Origin of the sequence: Bacteroides sp. An19 (assembly GCF_002160215.1) — a bacterium.
Taxonomy (GTDB): domain Bacteria; phylum Bacteroidota; class Bacteroidia; order Bacteroidales; family Bacteroidaceae; genus Phocaeicola; species Phocaeicola intestinalis.
In genome coordinates, this window is sequence record NZ_NFKD01000076.1 from 1 (window position 1) to 18,911 (window position 18,911).

Here is an 18,911-nt window from a genome sequence, read left to right on the forward strand (position 1 = left end):
TGGTCCTTTTCGCTCCTGTTCTTCGTCAGATAGCCCGCTATCTTCCTCATCACAGAAGCGAAAATGCCTCAAAAACTCATCCCAAATCATCGCACGATAAATTCAAAACAGCTTCTTATAAATGTTCTTTATATGTCTTAAAATGGAAGTTCTGTCTGTCTGAAACAGTTCTGCCATTTGTGCTTGTGAAAGCCACACCGTATCCCCATCCATTCTGACATCTACGGTGGTTTGCCCATCAGCAGTACGGTAAATTACAATTTTGTCACTTAAGTTCATAATCTTATCTTTTGGGTTAATCCTTTTATTTCTTCTTCTTTTTCCGTATTTCTTCCGCCAGCCGGTAATGTATCGCCGCTTCTATTTCTTTGCCGGCTTGCGAAAGGGCATCGGCGAAACATTCTTGGGCACCGGCGTGCTGGGGTTTTAGCGAGGTTGCTTTGTCCAGGTCGGTCATGGCACCCTCGATGTCGCCTGTGTGCAGGCGCAGTTTGCCCCGATTGTATACGGCTTTGAACTCGTTGGGGCGTAGCTTGACGGCTTGGTTCAGGCATTCGCGTGCTTCACTTATCCGGTTGGCATTGAAAAGCGTGACGCCTTTGCGCACCCAGGCATCGACGTATTCGGGGTACAGTTCGATGGCTTTATCGTAGTTTGCTAGGGCGGCACGTGTGTCGTGGGCTTGCGTGATGCATTCGTTTCCCATCAGGTAATATTCTTCGGCATATTTTTGCAGGCTTTTCTTCGATTTCCGCATTTCTTCTTTCAGGCGGAGGTTTTCTGCCTTTAACCGGTTGATGATGCCTAACTTTTTACGGATAAAGCGTTGTTGCAAGGGCTTTTCGATGTCGTAGCGGGCATGGATGGCCTTGAAGAAATGGTCGAGGCAAGTTTCGAAGTCACCTTTGTCGAATGCTTTGACGGCAGCGGTATATTCGATGTCCGCCTGCGCCTGCTTCATGGCACGCTCGATGGCTTGCTGGTCGTTGAAATGGTGGGCGAAGGAAACGATTTCGGGACGCACGAAGATGTCGGCACGACTTATTTCCCGCTTCAGGCAGATGCCGTCCAGTGAGGTACACCGGCTTAATGCCACGTAGGTTTGTCCTCCGGCAAATACTCCTCCGGTAAAGTCTATAATGGCGCGGCTGAAAGTAAGTCCCTGGCTTTTGTGTACCGTTATTGCCCAGGCAAGCCGGATGGGATATTGCGTGAAGGTGCCCAGTTCTTCCTCTTCTATCTTATTCTCTTCTTCATTATACCGGTAGCGGATGTTGCTCCAGCTTTCGCGGCGCACGTCGAGTTCTTTTCCTTCTTCGGTGGTTACGTAAAGGATACCTTCGGCATCGATGCCTGAAAGGATGCCGATGGTGCCGTTTACCCATCGTTTCTCCGGGTCGTTCTTGATGAAGATGATTTGTGCACCGGGTTTCACGGTCAGTTCCATCAGTGTGGGGAGGCTGCTTTCGGGAAATTCGCCATGGATTTCACCTTTCAGCGTGACAGCATCGCCGGGCAGGGCGGCAAGGCGTTGTTCGTTGATGAAGTCTACGTTGTCGCGCCGGGTAGCCAATGTGATGTAAAGGTCGTTCTCGCCCGAGTCCAGTGGTGCCTGATAACGGGTGTTGAGCAGTTGTAAGTCGGCAGAGCCGACGGTATTGGTGCGGATGTGGTCGAGCACGTTGACAAATACGTGGTCGGTCTGCCTGTACACCTTGGTCAGCTCTACCGATACCAGTTCCATTTGCTGGAACACCCGTGCCGAGAAGAAATAGGGGTTGGGGTAGAAACGGTTGATGATTTCGCGCTCGTCGTTTTTCACTACCGGTTCCAGCTGGTACACATCGCCCACCAGCAGCAGCTGTTTGCCTCCGAAAGGTTCGCGCATGTTTTGTGAGTATACACGCAATACCTTGTCGATGAAGTCGATGATGTCGGCACGCACCATCGAAATCTCGTCGATGATGACCAGTTCGATGTTCTTTATCAGCTTGCGCCGGTCGGCGGTATATTTCAGGAAGCTTTGCAGTTTGTTTCCTCTTAGGCTGAAGTTGGGGTCATCGGGCAACAACGGATGAAAAGGCAGCTTGAAGAAACTGTGCAGGGTGCTGCCTCCGGCGTTGATGGCGGCGATGCCTGTAGGAGCCAGTACCACGTATTTCTTCTTCGTGGTCTGGCAGATGTATTTCAGGAAGGTAGACTTACCTGTTCCTGCTTTTCCCGTAAGGAATACGGATTGGCGGGTATACTGGATGAGTTTCAATGCATTTTGGAACTCGGCGTTGGCGGTATCTATTGTGGTGTGTCCGGTCATGGCAGCATTTTTTTGTTCGGGTTTCCTTTTCTGGCAAAGGTACGAAAAGCGGAAGAAATATAAAAGTATACTCAGGAAAGACCTTCTTGAAGTTGGTTGTTTTTTGTCAGTCAATAGGATTGTAAAACGAATATAACTTCGATGGCAGTTTCATATATACTGAAACTGCAGATGAATATATACTTCATCGGCAAAGTAAGTATATATTCGTTTCTCCAGATGCTATATGACTTTTTGTTGACCCTATATTGGCAAGTGGAAGAATATGATTTTTTTTGCCGGAGGGCTTGCATATTTTACGATAAATACATACTTTTGTAGTGTATTAGTTAAGTAGTACACTATGATGCACTAATTATCAGGCAAAGATTTCTGTTGAGGGCCCTGACGGGAAATTTGGCTGAGGATAAAAACACTGATAGATTATGTTGGAAATAAAGAATCTTTCGTTTAATTATGGCAGGCGCAAAAAAGAGGTGCTGAGCCATTTTTCTCTTTCGCTTCGGCAAGGGGGAATCTACGGGTTATTAGGGAAGAACGGAACCGGAAAATCTACTTTACTTGCTTTGATAAGCGGACTGCTTACCCCTTGTCAGGGAGAGATAATATATAAAGGTAAGGATGTGCGCCGCCGTTTACCCGATACGTTGTGCGACTTGTTTTTAGTGCCCGAAGAGTTTGAATTGCCTTCGCTCACATTGGCACGTTACATAAAGTTGAACAGCTGCTTTTATCCCCGGTTCAGTACAGAAGACATGAGGCGCTATCTCGACCTTTTCGAACTGGATGCCGACCTTAACTTGGGAACCCTTTCGATGGGGCAGAAGAAGAAGGTGTTTATGAGTTTTGCACTGGCGGCAAATACTTCTTTGCTATTGATGGACGAACCTACGAATGGATTGGATATTCCCGGCAAGAGTCAGTTCCGTAAACTGATAGCTTCGGGAATGAGTGATGAGAAGTGTGTGGTAATTTCTACGCACCAGGTGCGTGATATAGACCGTATGCTCGATCATGTGGTGATTATTGACGGAAGTCGTGTGTTGCTCGACCAGTCGGTGGCGGATATCTGCCGTACTTTGGTTTTCCGGGAGAGCAGTAGCCGCGAACTGGTGGGGCAGGCACTTTATGCTTTGCCTTCGGTAGAGGGGAACAGTCTGATACTGCCTAATGCTGGTGGTGAAGAGACTGAAATCAATTTGGAACTTTTGTTTGGAGCCGTGCTTGCCGAACCCGACAAAATAGCGGCGATGTTTCATGCTTAAAAAGAAAAAGATGAGGACAAATCAGTTTTTTGATGTGCGGCGGTTTGGGATGATGTGCCGCAGGGAGTTACTGGAACCGTGGAAAACACATTTGCTCCGGTTTGTAGCTTGTTATGCCGTATTGGCAGTTATACTGGTAGGATATGGAATGGAGACGTACAACCATTTGTCGCCTGGCACTCCTTTGGAATACAGTCATGCTTTGATGCAGTTTTTTATGGTGATTTTTTATGTGATGGGGATGCTGTTTGCTTCTTCTTTTATGGAGCGGATGAAGACAAAGACAGGCCGTATTGCTTTTTTGATAACTCCGGCTTCGGCTTTCGAGAAGTATCTTTCGCGCTGGTTGCTGGTGACGGTGGTTTTTATCGTTGCATTTGCAATAGCGTTCGGGCTTGCCGACCTGACGAAAGTGTTGGTTTGCAGGATGTTGTACAGCAATGTGGCAGAGCAGATAACCTTTGTTCCCTGGAGTGAAGTGTTTACTCATCCTTATGCTGGCTGGAGGCTGGGCGTAGTGGCAAGTAGTTTCTGCTTTTTACAGTCGTTGTTCGTGTTGGGCAGTGTGATTTGGCCCAAGAATGCGTGGATCAAGACATGTGCTGCCTTGATTGTCATCTTGTTGTTGCATGTGCAGGCAGTTATGGTAGTTTATCAGGTAAGAGGCAGTTTTCACCGCGGATTTTATCTGACGGACGAGGATATGAATCGTCTGGTTATCGGAGTAGGGATTGTCTGGGCAGTGTTCAACTGGACGTTGGCTTATTTTCGGTTTAAAGAGTCGGAAATCATTAATCGCTGGTAACTTATGGATTTTAAGGAAAGTAAAGCCATTTATCTGCAGATTGCCGACCGTATTTGTGATGAAATTCTTCTCGGCGTATATCCCGAAGAAGGGCGTATCCCTTCTGTGCGCGAATATGCGGGCATGGTGGAAGTGAATGCCAATACGGTGGTGCGCTCGTTCGACTACCTGCAGCAGCAGGGCATTATCTACAACAAGCGGGGCATCGGTTATTTTGTGGCTGCAGGTGCCCATCGGGTGATATACGACCTGCGCAAAGAACATTTCTTGCAAGAGGAGTGTGGATATTTTTTCAAACAATGTGTCATGTTGCATATTTCGGCGGATGAACTTGCCGGAATGTACCAGGACTTTATAACTGAATCAGAAAAAAACAAAAGTGTATGAAACGTACTACCTATATCATGATAGCCTTGTTGGTAGCAGGATTGCTGCTGACAAGTGGTTTTGCCTTTTATTTGACTCTTGAAACTCCTTCTCCCGAACGGACGGAATTGGGTGCATCGGGTACAGAACAAGTCCGTCCTTTGCCGGTTTGTAAATCGGTTAGGCTGGTGCTGGAGGAAATCGGAGAGCGTCCTGTTGTTATGCCGTTGGAAATATGTCCGGCCGATTCGGCAGGCGGCAGTCTTTCGTATGTTTCAGGTATGGAAAACTGTATGAAGGTTGAAACACTGGAAGACAGCACATTGTTGCTCAGTTTCAACTTTTCTGAAGATAGCTTCCCGGCTACGCTTGCATCTGCGTCTGATGGAAGGGTGTATACGCTTTCTTCCATGCGTCTGAAGCTTCCCGATGCGGTAAAGGCTGTAAGTATCGATATGCCATGTGCAGACGTTTCATTCAGAGGTATCGGGCGGGACACTTTTTCCATCCGGACGCAAAGTCCGACGAAACTGGAAGAGTGTATGTTTGATATGCTTTCGGTATCGGGTAATGGACTGGAACTGAGAAGCGGCCGCGCCGAGCATCTGCATGTAGATTTGGATGAAACTTACAACTGGCAGGTTCATGTAGGGTCATTTCATATCGGTACAGAGCATCTCTTTGGTAGTAACAGTCATGCTTGTGTGTGGCAAAAGGGTGAAAGCAAGGAGCTGTTATGGGAACCGAAGACAGACTATGCCAAGCTGAATGTGATGCTGGAAGAGGCAAGCCGGATAGTGAAAGAGGAATGAAAGATATTGTCCTCCTTACACTTCCTTGTTTTCCCCTTCCTGCTGGATGCACCAGAACTTAACGCCTTTGGCATCGGCAAATTCCTTCATCCGTCCTGCCGACTGGAATCCGCTGGCTACGAAATGCATAGGTACGAGCAAGCCTACCTGGAAGCGGTCGATGAACTGGCGGGCTCCTCGTGTATAGCCGTTCCCGATACGTCCGTCTATGGGAAACATTACGAGGTCGAAGCCGGCGGTAAGCTTGCGGATGTCTTTCAGTTCGCCCAAGTATTGTTTTTCTTCTTTCTCCGGGTTGATTTCCATACCAAATTCGGGGCTGTATATGGTTCCGCCTGTATAGTCATCGGTCAGGAAGCGGGCGTACCAGTTATTCAGATCGCCTGCGTGGAAGAGGGTTTTGCCTTCGGTGCGCACTATCCACGACACACCGCTATCGTTGCTTCCGGTAGCGGTGACATGGATATGTCTGTCTTGCCAGCTTCCTCCTTTGGCAAGCCAGGCATCGGCTTCGTCACGTCTGGCTCTACGGTGTTTCAAGATGTCTTTCGAAAGGAGATAAGTGATGTCCGCTTTTATTGATTTCCAAGTGAAGATGTCGCGGTTGAAATGGTCTTCGTGGAAATGGCTGGCAAACACGTACATTGGTTTGTTGCATTTCAGCAATCCGTCGATAACATGTGCCGGATCCAGCCAATAGTCGAAGACCAGCATGCAATTTTCGGTTTCTAAGGCAAATCCGCTATGGAAAATGTAGGTTAGTTTCATATATCTTTTGTTATCTTCTATATTTGTTTCGATACTCGGCAGGCGTGATGCCGTATTCTTTCTTGAAACAGCGGTTGAAATAGGGGATGTCGGCAAACCCTACTGAATAAGCTATTTCGGAGATGTTTTGGTCAGTACGGTTGAGCAATGTGGTTGCCATCTGCAGACGGAAATGGTTGAGATATACCGTAAACGGTTCGTTGGTGGACTTTTTGAAGAACAGGCAAAAGGCGTTTTTGTTCATGGCAATGTAGTCTGCTATTTCGTCCAGTGTAATTTTCCGGTGGTAGTTTTCGATGATATATCTGTAGACGGTCTGCAGGCGCTGTTTGTTTTTATGAATGGGCATGCCATTGAAGGCATGATGGCCGATGTATCTGCTGTAGCCTGGGCGGAAAGCAAGTGCAAGGATTTGCAACAATCCTAAAAGTCGTTGTTGTTCGTTGTAATTGTCGAAATCCAGCAGGATGTGACGTATTTCTTTCGCTCCTTCCCCTTGTATCGACAAACATTGTTTCAGATTGGTGTAGAACGAGGCGATATCTTGAAATTCTTTGGCAAAGCTGGCAAGTCGGTTCAGAAAAGCTTGTGGAAACTGGATGAATGCCTCTTCTATCCTTTCGTCTGCCGGACACGCCAGTTTGTCGTATATCCAGCAATGGGGGATGTTGGCAGGTACGATGATGATGTCACCTTCCCGAAAGTTTTCGATGAAATCGTCCGTAATGCGTTGTCCTCCGCCTTTGATGACGAATCCGATTTCCAGTTCCGGATGCTGGTGATAGCCTATCGCACTTTTGTACCACGATGTACAACGGCGGTAGAAGAATGAGTTTTCTGTATTTTGCGCTACTTGTTCGTAAATGACATTGTTCATGGTTTTCTTCCGTTAGCTTTGCGAATATATACAATATTATGGGCAGGTGTATGCTAAAGGGGGGAAAATTTAGATACTTTTGTGAATATACGACAATAGTGCGTGTGTTTTGTTCAATTTTTTTGTAAAAATATCCATTACCTTTGCTATCATAAATTAATAGTTAAGGTTACATTGTCGGTCGGGATGTAGAGAGTACATGTACCGGCCGTTTTTTACCGCTTTAAAACGGAAAAAAGCGATTGCACAATGGTGTAACCGCTTTTTCGATTATTTACAAAAAGCCTTTCGGCATTTATCAGATTCTTTACTAAAAGCTTCTGCTTTTCGGGCTTTAGCTTAATTTGTTTTTTACTTGCTGAGTTTGTCATTCAGCATTACATAACCCCAGATCATCGGATCTGCATTGGCAATCTTGTGAAAAATGTTTTTTACCTTTTTCATAATTGTTATCCTTTCTTTGTTTAGTTAATAATACCTGAAAACTTAATTACTTGTAATACCTAAATCTTGTTATCCTTTCAATCTCGGGCGAACCTCACGGCTGGCCTTTGATGTTTTTTTCTTTTCCAATCTTTACCTTAAAATTACTAGTTAGTTAAGTTCTAGAACTTGTTGTTCTTTAATTACACTGCAAAGATACGACCTTTTTTGATACAAAATATGTTTTATAGCATATATTTTTAGGTTTTGCTTGTTTTGTTGACCTATATCAAAAAAACGGTATGCCTGTAATATCTTTGTCATGCGATGTGAACAATTGTCAGTCGGAGGCTGACAACACGTCATGCCGTTCATTCTGCAACCGAATACTTGAGAAACTGTTTTGAGAAGCTGTTTTGAATTTCTCCAAAAAGTTTTTCTTGGCTTGATGTGTTCGTTTTCAAAACAGTTTCTTCTTGATGTATTGCATGATTTCTTCTTGTTGGTCGGGATGAAACCATTTGATGTCGGTGTCACGTTTGAACCACGTCATTTGCTTGCGTGAGTAGATACGCGAGTTTTGCTTGATTTTTTCAATAGCAAAAGGCAGTTCCCACTCTCCATCGAAGTATTTGAAGAGTTCTTTATAGCCTACGGTATTGAGTGAGTTGAGGTGACGGTAAGGATAGACTTTGCGTGCTTCTTCCAATAATCCTTCTTCCATCATCTGGTCTACACGGTGGTTGATGCGTTCGTAAAGTTCTTCCCGGTCACGTGTTAAACCTATTTTCACGATGTTGAAGGGGCGTTTCTTGCACGTCCGGGTGCGAAAAGATGTGTAGGTCTTTCCTGTCATATAGCAGATTTCGAGAGCATGGATGACCCGTTTGGGGTTTTTGCGGTCTACTATTGCATAATATTCGGGGTCTAAGACTTTCAGTTCGGCACACAATTGCTCCAATCCTTCTTGTTCGTATCTTTCTATCATCAGTTGGCGTGTTTCGGCATCTACCGTGGGGATGTCATCGATACCTTTGCATACGGCATCGACGTACATCATCGAGCCTCCGGTCAGCACCACCACATCGTGTGCTTTAAAAAGTTCGTCCAGTTTTTTGAGCGCATCTGCTTCGTACTGTGCCGCACTGTAATAATCGGTGAGTTGTAATGTGCCTACAAAATAATGAGGAACCCGTGCCAGTTGGTTGGGGGTAGGAGCTGCCGTACCTATTTTCAAATCGGCATAAAGTTGGCGGGAGTCTGCAGAGAGAATAGAAGTATGATAGGTTTCGGCGATGGACAGGCTTAATTCGGTTTTGCCTACGCCGGTAGGACCAATGAGGACGATAAGGGTCATAAAAATGAAGAATTAAAGAATGAAGAATTAAAGAATGAAGAATGAAGAATGAAGAATGAGTAAGGTGTTCAACCGATTCTTCATTCTTATTTCTTCATTCTTCATTAAAAAATTAGTATTTATCTTCGTCGTATGGATTTCCTCCGCTTCCTATGTCATAGCCGTCGGGGTCGAAATCCTCCATGTCGTATTCCTGATCACCATAAAAGTTTTCGTCAAGGTCGAGCGATGAATCTGCTTTCATCTGTTCGTCGAAGTCTACGGTTTGTTTGGGTGGATTTCCTTCCTTGCGCGAACAAACTGCATGTTCCAAGTCCTTGCCGGTGATGATTTCCGACAGTTCGATAAAGAATACTCGTTCGGTCAGCGGGTCAAACACGTAAATCAGTTTTTGTTTTTCGTCTTCCAGCAATTCGCTCAGACGGGTATCTTTCATGACGAAAGTGTCTTCTTCCGAACTTCCTGTTCCCATATCTTCGAGGGTGATTTCGATTTCTTTTTCCCAGTCATCATCGCAGATAAAAAAGGAAGTCATCTGGTCGTTCTTGTAGTTTGTACATTTTAATATCGCTTCATGCAGGTCGTAGAATGAAGCATCTGAGTCAATTTTGATTTCTCTTAAGAAATCATCCACTTCATCTGATATGATTCTAAATTTGTATACCATAATTCTGTCGTTAATCTTAGATTGATGCGGTAAAGGTACAAAAATTTTTTATCGGATGATGCCTCTTTCCGAATTTTCGATAAAAGAAACGATGTATTCAATTTCGGGACTCATCGGGACTTCCTCTCTTACCTGTTGCAAGGCATCGGTCACGTTCTTTCCGTTATTGTAGATGATGCGGTAGGCGTTGTGGATATTTTCTATCAGTTCGTTCGAGAATCCGCGCCGGCGCAGGCCTACGATGTTGATGCCACTGTAGGCAATGGGTTCGCGTCCTGCGATAATATAAGGAGGGATGTCTTTGCTGAACCGGCATCCGCCCTGTATCATGACGTATCCTCCCACCCGGCAGAACTGGTGCATCAGTACGTTGGCGCTTACAATGGCATTGTCGTCGATGATGACTTCACCTGCCATTTTCGTGGAGTTTCCGATGATGCATCCGCTTCCGACATGGGTGTCGTGTGCCACATGTACGCCTTCCATGAGGAGGTTGTTGTTTCCTACGATGGTTTTCCCTTTGGCTGCGGTGCCCCGGTTGATAGTCACATTCTCGCGTATGGTGTTGTTGTCGCCTATTTCGGCTGTGGTCTCTTCTCCCCGGAATTTCAGGTCTTGCGGAATAGCTCCGATGACGGCTCCCGGAAAGATACGGTTGTTGTTGCCTATGCGTGAACCGTATAAGATGTTCGCATTAGGCATAATGGTATTGTTGTCGCCAATGACCACGTTCTTGTCGATGTAGACAAAGGGGCCGATTTCTACGTTCTCTCCGATGATTGCTTCGGGGTGTATGTATGCTAATGGACTGATCATGTTATTTGTTTTTTACTATTTGTGCCATAAATTCGGCTTCGCAAACGATTTTTTCTCCTACGAAGATATATCCTTTCATGGTAGAGATGCCGCGCCGAATCGGTGCCAGTAGTTCTACACGGAAGACAAGGGTATCGCCTGGCACTACTTTTTGGCGGAACTTCACATTGTCTATCTTCAGGAAGTAAGTGGAATATCTTTCCGGCTCTGCCAATGAATTGAGCACTAACAGGCCTCCCACTTGTGCCATGGCTTCTACTTGAAGCACACCCGGCATGACCGGCTCTTGTGGGAAATGCCCTTGGAAGAAAGGTTCGTTCGATGTGACATTCTTCACGCCTACGATGTGGTTGGCTCCGATAGCGATGACCTTATCCACCAATTGGAACGGATAGCGGTGAGGAAGGAGCTCGCGGATGCGGTTCACGTCCATCAAAGGCGGTTCGTTGCAATTATAGATAGGAGCCTGAATCTCGTGCAGGCGGATTTCCTTGCGCAATTGGCGTGCGAATTTATTGTTGATGGTATGTCCCGGACGGGTGGCGATGATGCGTCCCTTGATGGGTTTCCCGATTAGGGCAAGGTCGCCGATGATATCGAGCAGCTTATGGCGTGCTGGCTCGTTGGGCCATACCAAAGGGATGTGATTGATATATCCTAAATGGCTTGCGTCCATGTGCGGGACTCCCATGACATCCGCTAATTTATCGAAGTTTTCTTGGGTCATCTGCTTTTCGTAGATAACGATGGCATTGTCCAAATCTCCTCCCTTGATAAGCCCGGCATTCAGCAGAGGTTCGATTTCCCTCACGAATACGAAGGTGCGTGCCGATGCGATTTCGGTAGGGAATTCATCCATGTTCTCCAATGTGGCGTATTGGTTGGTCAGAATCTTGGAATCGTAAGAGATTAATACGTTTAAGCTGAATTTATCATCCGGCAAGACGATGATGGAAGACCCTGTTTCTTCATCGCGCACTTCGATTTTCGATTTGATGATGTAATAATCTTTCGGAGCGGTTTGTTCCTCAATGCCTACCCGCTGGATGCATTCTACGTATGCTTTCGAGCTTCCGTCTAAAATCGGAAGTTCGGGACCGTTTACCTGAATCAGGCAATTATCGATACCGGCTGCATAGAGGGCAGCCATGGCGTGCTCTACGGTACTTACTTTTACCCCGTTCTTAGCCAAAACAGTACCACGTGTGGTGTCTACCACATTATCCGCTATGGCATCGATGATGGGCTGGTCGTCCAGGTCGATGCGTTGGATTTTATATCCGTGGTGTTCGGGGGCAGGATTGAATGTCACGGTCAGCTTGACTCCGGTATGGAGACCCTTACCGTTCAGTGTAAAACTGCCTTTTAATGTTTTTTGTTTCAACATGGGCTTTATTTATTAAGTTGTTTCTTCAATTCTTCCAGTTCTTTTTGCATGCGTCTCATGTCTTCGTACATGTCGGGCAACTTCTTGTATATAACAGCTGAACGCGCAAAAAGTTTCGGGTCGATGGCGGGATATCCCATCAGGGTGCTGCCCGACTTGGTATTGCCCGGTATGCCCGATTGGGCTCCGATAGTCACGCGGTCGCCCACTTTGATATGTCCGGCTACACCTACTTGTCCGGCAAATACGCACCATTCGCCTATCTTGGCGGAACCTGCCACGCCTCCTTGCGAAGCCATCACCGTGTGGCTTCCTATCTCTACATTGTGGGCAATCTGAATCAGGTTGTCCAGCTTTACGCCCTTATGGATGATGGTGGCGCCCATCGTGGCACGGTCTACGCACGTATTGGCACCGATTTCCACATTGTCCTCAATAACGACGATACCGATTTGGGGAATCTTGTCATAGCCTTCGGCGGAGGGGGCAAACCCGAATCCGTCCGCACCGATGACACATCCGGCATGCAGGATGCAATTGTTTCCCACCCGGCAATCCTGATAAATCGTGACATGGGGATAGAGCGTTGTGTTATTTCCTATTTTGGCATGGCTTCCTACGGTCGCATGCGGGTGGATGCAAGCGTTGTCGCCTATCTCCACACCTTCTTCGATGCAGGCAAAGGGACCGATATAGACATCTTTCCCGATTTTAGCGGTCGGAGCAATGGATGCTAACGGGTCGATGCCCGTCTTTTTCGGCTTGCTTTGTTCGTATAAAGTCAGGAGTTGAGCCAGGCTTTCGTATGCGTTGTCTACTTTAATCAAGGTTGCACTTACCGGTTGTTCCGGTTCGAAATCTTTATTGACCAGTACAATCGTTGATTGGGTTGTATATATGTAATGTGTATATTTCGGGTTTGAAAGAAAAGAAATGGCACCCGGCACGCCTTCTTCTATCTTGGCGAATGTATGTACGGTTGCATTCTCATTCCCTACTATTTCTCCGTGGATATATTCCGCAATTTGTTTAGCTGAAAACTCCATAACTTATCGTATCTTTTGGTTTTTCTATTAGTGTCTTTTAGTACGCTCCTTGTTTAATTATGCAAATTACGTATTTTTTTTTTATATAACCGTGCAAAATGTCAATTATTTATCTTTTTAGTGGTCTAAAACTGGTTAACCGATGTTTTTTTTGCTTTAGTCCTGCGGAACACGGCAGGTCTCGGAGGCGTATGCAACCGATTGCGCATGCCGGTGCAAACGCTTGAGTCGGGGGATGCAGACGCTTGAGTGAGCCGATGCAAGTACATGCGTTTCGAGATGCATAAGCCCTCTCATTGTACCGCACGGGGCAGGTGCAATGAGAGGATGCGTGAGCCGGTTTACTCCTTATTATATTATATGGGCGGCTTTCAATTGTTCCGCCATTTGTTTCTGAACCTTTTCGGCTTCATTCTTGGCGGCTTGGGCGAAGGCTTCGCTCTTGTCGGCATAGATGATGGCGCGGCTGGAATTGACAATCAGCCCACACTTGCTGTTCATGCCATATTTGCATACTTCTTCCAGTGAGCCTCCTTGGGCACCGATTCCCGGAACCAGCAGAAAATGTTCAGGGACAATTTTACGGATGTCCTCGAACATCTTGCCTTGGGTAGCACCTACCACGTACATCATGTTTTGGTCGTTTGCCCATTCTTGTGATTTACGCAATACTTTTTCGAAGAGACGTTCGCCTGCTTTGTCTTCGGTCAGCTGGAAATCGTGCGACCCTTTGTTCGAGTTCAATGCCAGTAGGATGACCCATTTGCCTTCATAGGTAAGGAAAGGAGTCACGCTGTCTTCTCCCATATAAGGAGCTACGGTCACCGCATCGATGTCCAGTTCTTCGAAAAAGCTACGGGCATACATTGCCGAAGTATTGCCGATGTCTCCGCGCTTGGCATCTGCAATGATGAATTGGTCGGGATAGTTTTTCTTGATATATTCCACGGTTTTTTCGAAAGCTATCCAACCTTTTACGCCCATGCTTTCGTAGAAAGCCAGGTTGGGTTTATAGGCGATGCAATAAGGGGCGGTAGCATCGATGATGGCTTTGTTGAAGGCGAAGACAGGGTCTTCTTCTTTCAGCAGGTGTTCAGGGATTTTCTTGATGTCGGTGTCCAGTCCTACACACAAGAATGATTGTTTACGTTTGATGTTTTCAAAAAGTTGTTGTTTGTTCATGTTGTGATTAAGTTTAGAGTTATTTTATTTTGTAAATAAATATCCGTTGAAACTTAGATACGTATCTTCAGGCTCTTGTTCGCTGTAGTTCAATGAGAAACGGGTCAGAATGAATGATTTCTCTGGTGAACTGCATCGGAGGACGGTTGGAGGCATTGGCTCTGTTTCGTACTGATTCAGCTCTTTTAGGATACTGAGGTCGAAGTAGAGGGTGTCGTTTGTCCCTTCTATCAATACGGGCAATGTTCCGTTTTTCCACCATGTTTCGGGCAATGCGTTGTCTGTGCCGGAGATTTGTTGTTCGATAGCCGTCAGTTTGTTGTATCCTTGCGGTATATTGACAGAAACTGGCGAAGACGTTTGTCCTCGGTAGGAATGGGATTCCGGTTCGGTTTCGGGTAATGTATAGAGTGAAACGTTTGAGGCAACCAGGTCCTGCAAGCTTTCCCATCCGAACCAGTCGCGCATGTAACGGATACGGTCGTTCAGGTTTGCTGCCTGCGCATGGGGCATTTCTTTCAGGCAGGTTTCGTAGATGTCTTTCGATAAGGGAAGCGGGTGTGTGGTGGCCTGTTTCAGGCTGGTTTCGATGTCCTTGTGTATTTTGTTGCGGGTGATGCTGGCATAATTGACCGGAAGTATCGATACCAGCAAGAAAATGCATGCAAACGATATTGGAATCCAACTGATACGCCGAGCCCGGTTGGTTAGCAGGCCGATGCATACCAGATAGCACCAGAGGTTGAATGTGAGCAGGTAAAGGCGGTTGATGGTGATGCCATAATCCTGCAGGCGGCGTCCGATGCTGACCGTCATCAGTATCAGCAGTGGCAGTGCCAATATGGGTAACCAGCGTGCAATCAGCCGGTCTGTCCGTTTCTCTTTTTCCATGCGTGCAGGATAAAGTCCGAACTCGATGATGATGCATCCTCCCATCATGATGGTCACGAGCCACGACACCCATCCGATAGGCAATTCCCAATTTGCTAGTATGCTGCCTGCATAGATGTACAATACAATCATGTAACCTATTTCCAATGGAAGAAACAGGTAATGGATGATGCTATTGAGAAATGCGTTGGGCAACGGGCGGTCGTTATGTTTTTCTTTCCCTTGGGGTAAAAGTCTCAGGAAGAGGAATAAGGCAAGGCATACGTTGCACAAGGTGAGAATGTAAAGGTAACATTTGTAGCTTACGTCTATGCCGAACAATGTATGAAGGGATAATATCAGCAAGCTGATGCCTCCACTCATGATGCTCCCGATAACCAGCGAAGTGGCTAGTGCGCCAATGCTGGATGTGGCAAAGTTCCAACTGGGAATGTCATTTTTTGCTTGGGTGAATGAGAGAAAAAATACCGATAGTCCCAATGCAAAAAGAGCCGCTGCATGGGCAATGCCGATTTCTGTAAGCGAACGTTCGGGCGAGAGGGAATACAAGAACCATGTGTCAGCAATGAGTAATGCATGCATGGTTATTTGTATCATCCATTTGCGTGAGTTTCGCTTGACCTCTTCACACCACAGATGCAAGGTGAGTGATAAAAGGGTGCCTGTAGAGAGATAATATCCTGTTACCCAAAATAATTTTTCATCACCTTTTGCTTCAATCGAAATAAGATGAAAGAGGTATAAGGTCAGGGCAAGAACAAACACTACCGTGACGGGGAAACGCTTCAAGGTCGTTTGAAACGTTCCGCCCATAGTTTGTAGTGCTTGTCGGAGCCATTGTCGGTTCATTGTTCTGGATAAATATAGATAAAGTTATAGTTCGCTTTCTTTCAGTCTTTCGGCGTTCTCCGCCACTATCAGGTGGTCGATACAATCCTGTATGTCGCCGTCCATGAAGGCGGCAAGGTTGTAGATGGTATAATTGATGCGGTGGTCGGTGATGCGTCCTTGGGGATAATTGTAGGTGCGTATCTTTGCCGACCGGTCTCCGGTGCTCACCATGGTTTTCCGCTTCGAGGCGATATCGTCGATGTACTTCTGGTGTTCCTTATCATATATAAAAGTACGCAGGCGCGCGAGAGCCCGTTCCTTGTTTTTCGGCTGGTCGCGCGTTTCGGTACATTCTATCAGGATTTCTTCTACCACGCCCGTATTGGGGTTTTTCCAGTTATAGCGCAGGCGTACGCCCGATTCCACTTTGTTCACATTCTGACCTCCGGCACCAGAGCTTCGGAACGTATCCCATTTGATTTCTCCTTCGTTGATTTCCACATCAAAGGGTTCGGCTTCAGGCAATACGGCTACAGATGCCGCCGAGGTATGTACGCGTCCTTGTGTTTCGGTTGCAGGTACACGCTGTACGCGGTGTACGCCCGATTCGTATTTCAGTGTTCCGTATACCTTATCACCTGTCACGGAACAGATGATTTCCTTGAATCCGCCCGATGCGCCTTCGCTGGCACTCGATACTTCCAGCTTCCAACCTTTGCGCTCGCAATATTTCGAATACATGCGGAAAAGGTCTCCGGCGAAGATGGCGGCTTCATCTCCTCCGGTTCCTCCACGGATTTCGAGGATGGCATTACGTTCGTCCTGCGGGTCGGCAGGGATGAGCAGGAGCTTGATTTCCTCTTCCAGTTCCGGTATGCGTGCCTCGCATGCGGCGGCTTCCTCACGTGCCATTTCCTTCATTTCGGGGTCGTTTTCGTTCATCATCGCTTTGGCTTCCTCCAGCCCGGCAAGGCATTGCATGTATTCCTTGCGTGCCTTCATCAGGTCGCCCAGCTCTTTGTATTCCTTGGTGAGCTTCACGTAGCGTTTCTGGTCGGCAATGACGGACGGGTCGGTTATCAGGGTCGATACTTCTTCAAACCGTGCCACCAGTCCGTCCAGTTTTTCTAATAATGTATTGTTTTCTGACATAGGTTATTCTTCTTGTTTGCTTTGTGAAGTATGTTTTCCTCTTTTACGGGTTTTCCACAATTTGTCCATTATATACCATTCCACAAGTCCCCAGCCTAAAATGCTGAAGCAACGGGTGATGATGCGCACGATGCGCAGCTTGTCGTCTTGAAAATATTCAATTAATCCGCCGATAAGGTCTATGATGACACATAAGACAGCCACGGCGGATAGTATGACTATGCCACGTGGCAATAAGATGCTACTTTGGGATTTGTTGTTTTCTTTTTCCATTTATCTTTCAATTCAAAGCCCATGCCAATCCGCTTGTCATAATCAGCCATATACCAGTCGTTATAATCCATCTTTTCTGGCTCCACTTATTGGAGAATGCTCCAAAACAAGTGGAACCGATGTAGGTGAGGGCTAACGGTGTAAGCATAATGGCGAATATGAATAGAGCTCGTTCGTCATACGCATAGTATCCGATGAGTAGTGCTGCTTCAATTATCAGGTATAGGAGCAAGAGCAGAATGCCGCGTGTTTTATATAAAGTCTCATTCATACTTGAACTCCCCGAACTCACTCCGGATAATCAGTTCCTTATGGTCGCTTTCCTCGATGCGTCCTACTACTTGCGCGTCGATGTTGAACGATTTCGAGATGGCGATGACTTCTTCGGCGTGTTCGGGCGAGAGGTAAACCTCCAGACGGTGTCCCATGTTGAATACCTTGTACATTTCGTCCCAATCTGTTCCGCTCTGTTCCTTGATGGTGCGGAAGAGGGGAGGAACGGGGAAGAGGTTGTCTTTGATTACTCGGCAATTGTCGCCTACGAAGTGGAGCACCTTCGTCTGTGCGCCTCCCGAGCAATGCACCATGCCGTGGATGTGCGGACGCAGGGCATCGAGCAGCTTCTTGACCACCGGCGCATACGTGCGGGTAGGAGAGAGCACCAGCTTGCCGGCATCGATGGGCGAGCCTTCTACCGGGTCGGTCAGCTTCAGGTTTCCGCTGTATACCAGGTCTTCGGGCACGGCGTGGTCGTAGCTTTCAGGATATTTCTCCGCCAGGTATTTGGCGAACACATCGTGGCGTGCCGAGGTCAGCCCGTTGCTTCCCATGCCGCCGTTGTATTCTTTTTCATACGTGGCTTGTCCGTAGGAGGCAAGTCCTACGATGACATCGCCCGGACGGATATTGGCATTGTCTATCACGTCGGCACGCTTCATGCGGCAGGTCACGGTAGAGTCTACGATGATGGTGCGCACCAGGTCGCCCACATCGGCGGTTTCGCCTCCTGTGGCATATACGCCTACACCCATGTCACGCAATTCAGCGAGCAATTCATCCGTACCGTTGATGATGGCGGAAATCACTTCGCCCGGTACCAATAGTTTGTTTCGTCCGATGGTGGAAGATACCAGGATATTGTCGACCGCTCCTACGCAAAGCAGGTCGTCGATGTTCATAATCAGCGCGTCTTGCGCGATGCCTTTCCAAACCGAGAGGTCGCCTGTTTCCTTCCAGTATAGGTAAGCCAAAGAAGATTTGGTGCCTGCCCCATCGGCATGCATGATGTTACAATATTCAGGGTCACCGCCCAGGATATCGGGTATGATTTTGCAGAATGCTTTCGGGAAAATACCTTTGTCGATGTTCTTGATGGCGTTGTGCACATCTTCTTTCGATGCCGACACGCCGCGTTGCATATATCGTTGGTTGCTCATAAGAATTTATGTTATGAATTATTGATTTACAAATGCTATAATATTGATTTGCAAAAATAGTGAATATTTCGGAGAATAGGAAACGCAAAGCGTAAAAACGATGCCGGTAAGCAACTATTCATAATTTGGGCAGAGTCAACCAGCGAGTGCAACATTACGAAATATTTTTGAAAAAGACCTCAGCCGGAGTCGAGAAATTGAGTTTTTCTCTCGGTCTGGCATTAATTTTCTTCCTGATCTTGG

Annotated in this window: 19 protein-coding genes; 4 read left to right on the forward strand and 15 right to left on the reverse strand. The window is 46.7% G+C overall.

The features are described from left to right. Window positions 1-102: 102 nt before the first annotated feature. Together B5F25_RS18560 and B5F25_RS18565 are read right to left on the reverse strand one after the other, a co-directional pair. Window positions 103-279, reverse strand: a complete 177-nt coding sequence (locus B5F25_RS18560) for a hypothetical protein (protein ID WP_239465612.1) — start codon at window positions 277-279, stop codon at window positions 103-105. 25 nt (window positions 280-304) lie between these two features. Then, a complete protein-coding gene (locus tag B5F25_RS18565; protein WP_087251401.1) occupies window positions 305-2,314 on the reverse strand; it encodes an AAA family ATPase in 2,010 nt (669 codons plus the stop codon). Between the two features lie 425 nt (window positions 2,315-2,739). On the opposite strand from B5F25_RS18565, the gene B5F25_RS18575 reads away from it, so the two are divergent. From B5F25_RS18575 to B5F25_RS18590, 4 genes are read left to right on the forward strand one after another with little or no spacing between them, the layout of a single operon-like run. Next, window positions 2,740-3,579, forward strand: coding sequence for an ABC transporter ATP-binding protein (locus B5F25_RS18575; RefSeq protein WP_022039750.1), 840 nt, complete (start codon window positions 2,740-2,742; stop codon window positions 3,577-3,579). Window positions 3,580-3,589: 10 nt separating this feature from the next. Further along, complete coding sequence (locus B5F25_RS18580; protein ID WP_140406982.1) at window positions 3,590-4,384, forward strand: hypothetical protein; 795 nt, start codon at window positions 3,590-3,592, stop codon at window positions 4,382-4,384. A gap of 3 nt (window positions 4,385-4,387) precedes the next feature. Then, window positions 4,388-4,771 (forward strand): GntR family transcriptional regulator, encoded by a 384-nt coding sequence (locus tag B5F25_RS18585; protein ID WP_087251407.1) that lies wholly within the window; start codon window positions 4,388-4,390, stop codon window positions 4,769-4,771. Then, a complete protein-coding gene (locus B5F25_RS18590) occupies window positions 4,768-5,562 on the forward strand; it encodes a hypothetical protein (protein WP_087251410.1) in 795 nt (264 codons plus the stop codon). The genes B5F25_RS18585 and B5F25_RS18590 overlap by 4 nt, the downstream gene beginning before the upstream one ends. Before the next feature lie 15 nt (window positions 5,563-5,577). Here the strand turns inward: B5F25_RS18590 and B5F25_RS18595 are convergent, their stop codons facing one another. The 13 genes from B5F25_RS18595 to B5F25_RS18655 form a co-directional block, all read right to left on the reverse strand. After that, the gene (locus B5F25_RS18595; RefSeq protein ID WP_087251413.1) at window positions 5,578-6,330 is read right to left on the reverse strand and encodes an MBL fold metallo-hydrolase; all 753 of its coding nucleotides are present in this window, start codon (window positions 6,328-6,330) and stop codon (window positions 5,578-5,580) included. A gap of 10 nt (window positions 6,331-6,340) precedes the next feature. After that, on the reverse strand, window positions 6,341-7,207 hold the full coding sequence (locus tag B5F25_RS18600) for an AraC family transcriptional regulator (RefSeq protein ID WP_087210817.1): 867 nt from the start codon (window positions 7,205-7,207) through the stop codon (window positions 6,341-6,343). A gap of 883 nt (window positions 7,208-8,090) precedes the next feature. Continuing rightward, the gene (gene miaA / locus B5F25_RS18605) at window positions 8,091-8,993 is read right to left on the reverse strand and encodes a tRNA (adenosine(37)-N6)-dimethylallyltransferase MiaA (protein ID WP_087210814.1); all 903 of its coding nucleotides are present in this window, start codon (window positions 8,991-8,993) and stop codon (window positions 8,091-8,093) included. Between the two features lie 106 nt (window positions 8,994-9,099). Then, on the reverse strand, window positions 9,100-9,654 hold the full coding sequence (locus tag B5F25_RS18610) for a hypothetical protein (RefSeq protein WP_022039758.1): 555 nt from the start codon (window positions 9,652-9,654) through the stop codon (window positions 9,100-9,102). Window positions 9,655-9,702: 48 nt separating this feature from the next. Continuing rightward, window positions 9,703-10,470, reverse strand: coding sequence for an acyl-ACP--UDP-N-acetylglucosamine O-acyltransferase (lpxA, locus tag B5F25_RS18615; RefSeq protein ID WP_022039759.1), 768 nt, complete (start codon window positions 10,468-10,470; stop codon window positions 9,703-9,705). 1 nt (window position 10,471) lies between these two features. Further along, complete coding sequence (locus B5F25_RS18620; RefSeq protein ID WP_087210808.1) at window positions 10,472-11,857, reverse strand: bifunctional UDP-3-O-[3-hydroxymyristoyl] N-acetylglucosamine deacetylase/3-hydroxyacyl-ACP dehydratase; 1,386 nt, start codon at window positions 11,855-11,857, stop codon at window positions 10,472-10,474. A gap of 5 nt (window positions 11,858-11,862) precedes the next feature. After that, window positions 11,863-12,903: a UDP-3-O-(3-hydroxymyristoyl)glucosamine N-acyltransferase gene (gene lpxD / locus B5F25_RS18625; protein ID WP_022039761.1), complete on the reverse strand. Its 1,041-nt coding sequence runs from the start codon at window positions 12,901-12,903 to the stop codon at window positions 11,863-11,865. A 351-nt stretch (window positions 12,904-13,254) separates the two neighbouring features. After that, window positions 13,255-14,085, reverse strand: a complete 831-nt coding sequence (gene pyrF, locus B5F25_RS18630) for an orotidine-5'-phosphate decarboxylase (RefSeq protein ID WP_087251415.1) — start codon at window positions 14,083-14,085, stop codon at window positions 13,255-13,257. A 24-nt stretch (window positions 14,086-14,109) separates the two neighbouring features. Continuing rightward, window positions 14,110-15,789 (reverse strand): DUF4153 domain-containing protein, encoded by a 1,680-nt coding sequence (locus B5F25_RS18635; protein WP_241148443.1) that lies wholly within the window; start codon window positions 15,787-15,789, stop codon window positions 14,110-14,112. Window positions 15,790-15,849: 60 nt separating this feature from the next. Further along, window positions 15,850-16,959 (reverse strand): peptide chain release factor 1, encoded by a 1,110-nt coding sequence (gene prfA, locus B5F25_RS18640; protein WP_087251418.1) that lies wholly within the window; start codon window positions 16,957-16,959, stop codon window positions 15,850-15,852. Window positions 16,960-16,962: 3 nt separating this feature from the next. Then, window positions 16,963-17,232, reverse strand: coding sequence for a hypothetical protein (locus B5F25_RS18645; protein ID WP_087251420.1), 270 nt, complete (start codon window positions 17,230-17,232; stop codon window positions 16,963-16,965). 7 nt (window positions 17,233-17,239) lie between these two features. Next, window positions 17,240-17,503 (reverse strand): hypothetical protein, encoded by a 264-nt coding sequence (locus B5F25_RS18650; RefSeq protein WP_087251422.1) that lies wholly within the window; start codon window positions 17,501-17,503, stop codon window positions 17,240-17,242. Next, a complete protein-coding gene (locus B5F25_RS18655) occupies window positions 17,496-18,668 on the reverse strand; it encodes an AIR synthase-related protein (protein ID WP_087251425.1) in 1,173 nt (390 codons plus the stop codon). Before B5F25_RS18655 ends, B5F25_RS18650 begins: the two co-directional genes overlap by 8 nt. Window positions 18,669-18,911: the final 243 nt, after the last annotated feature.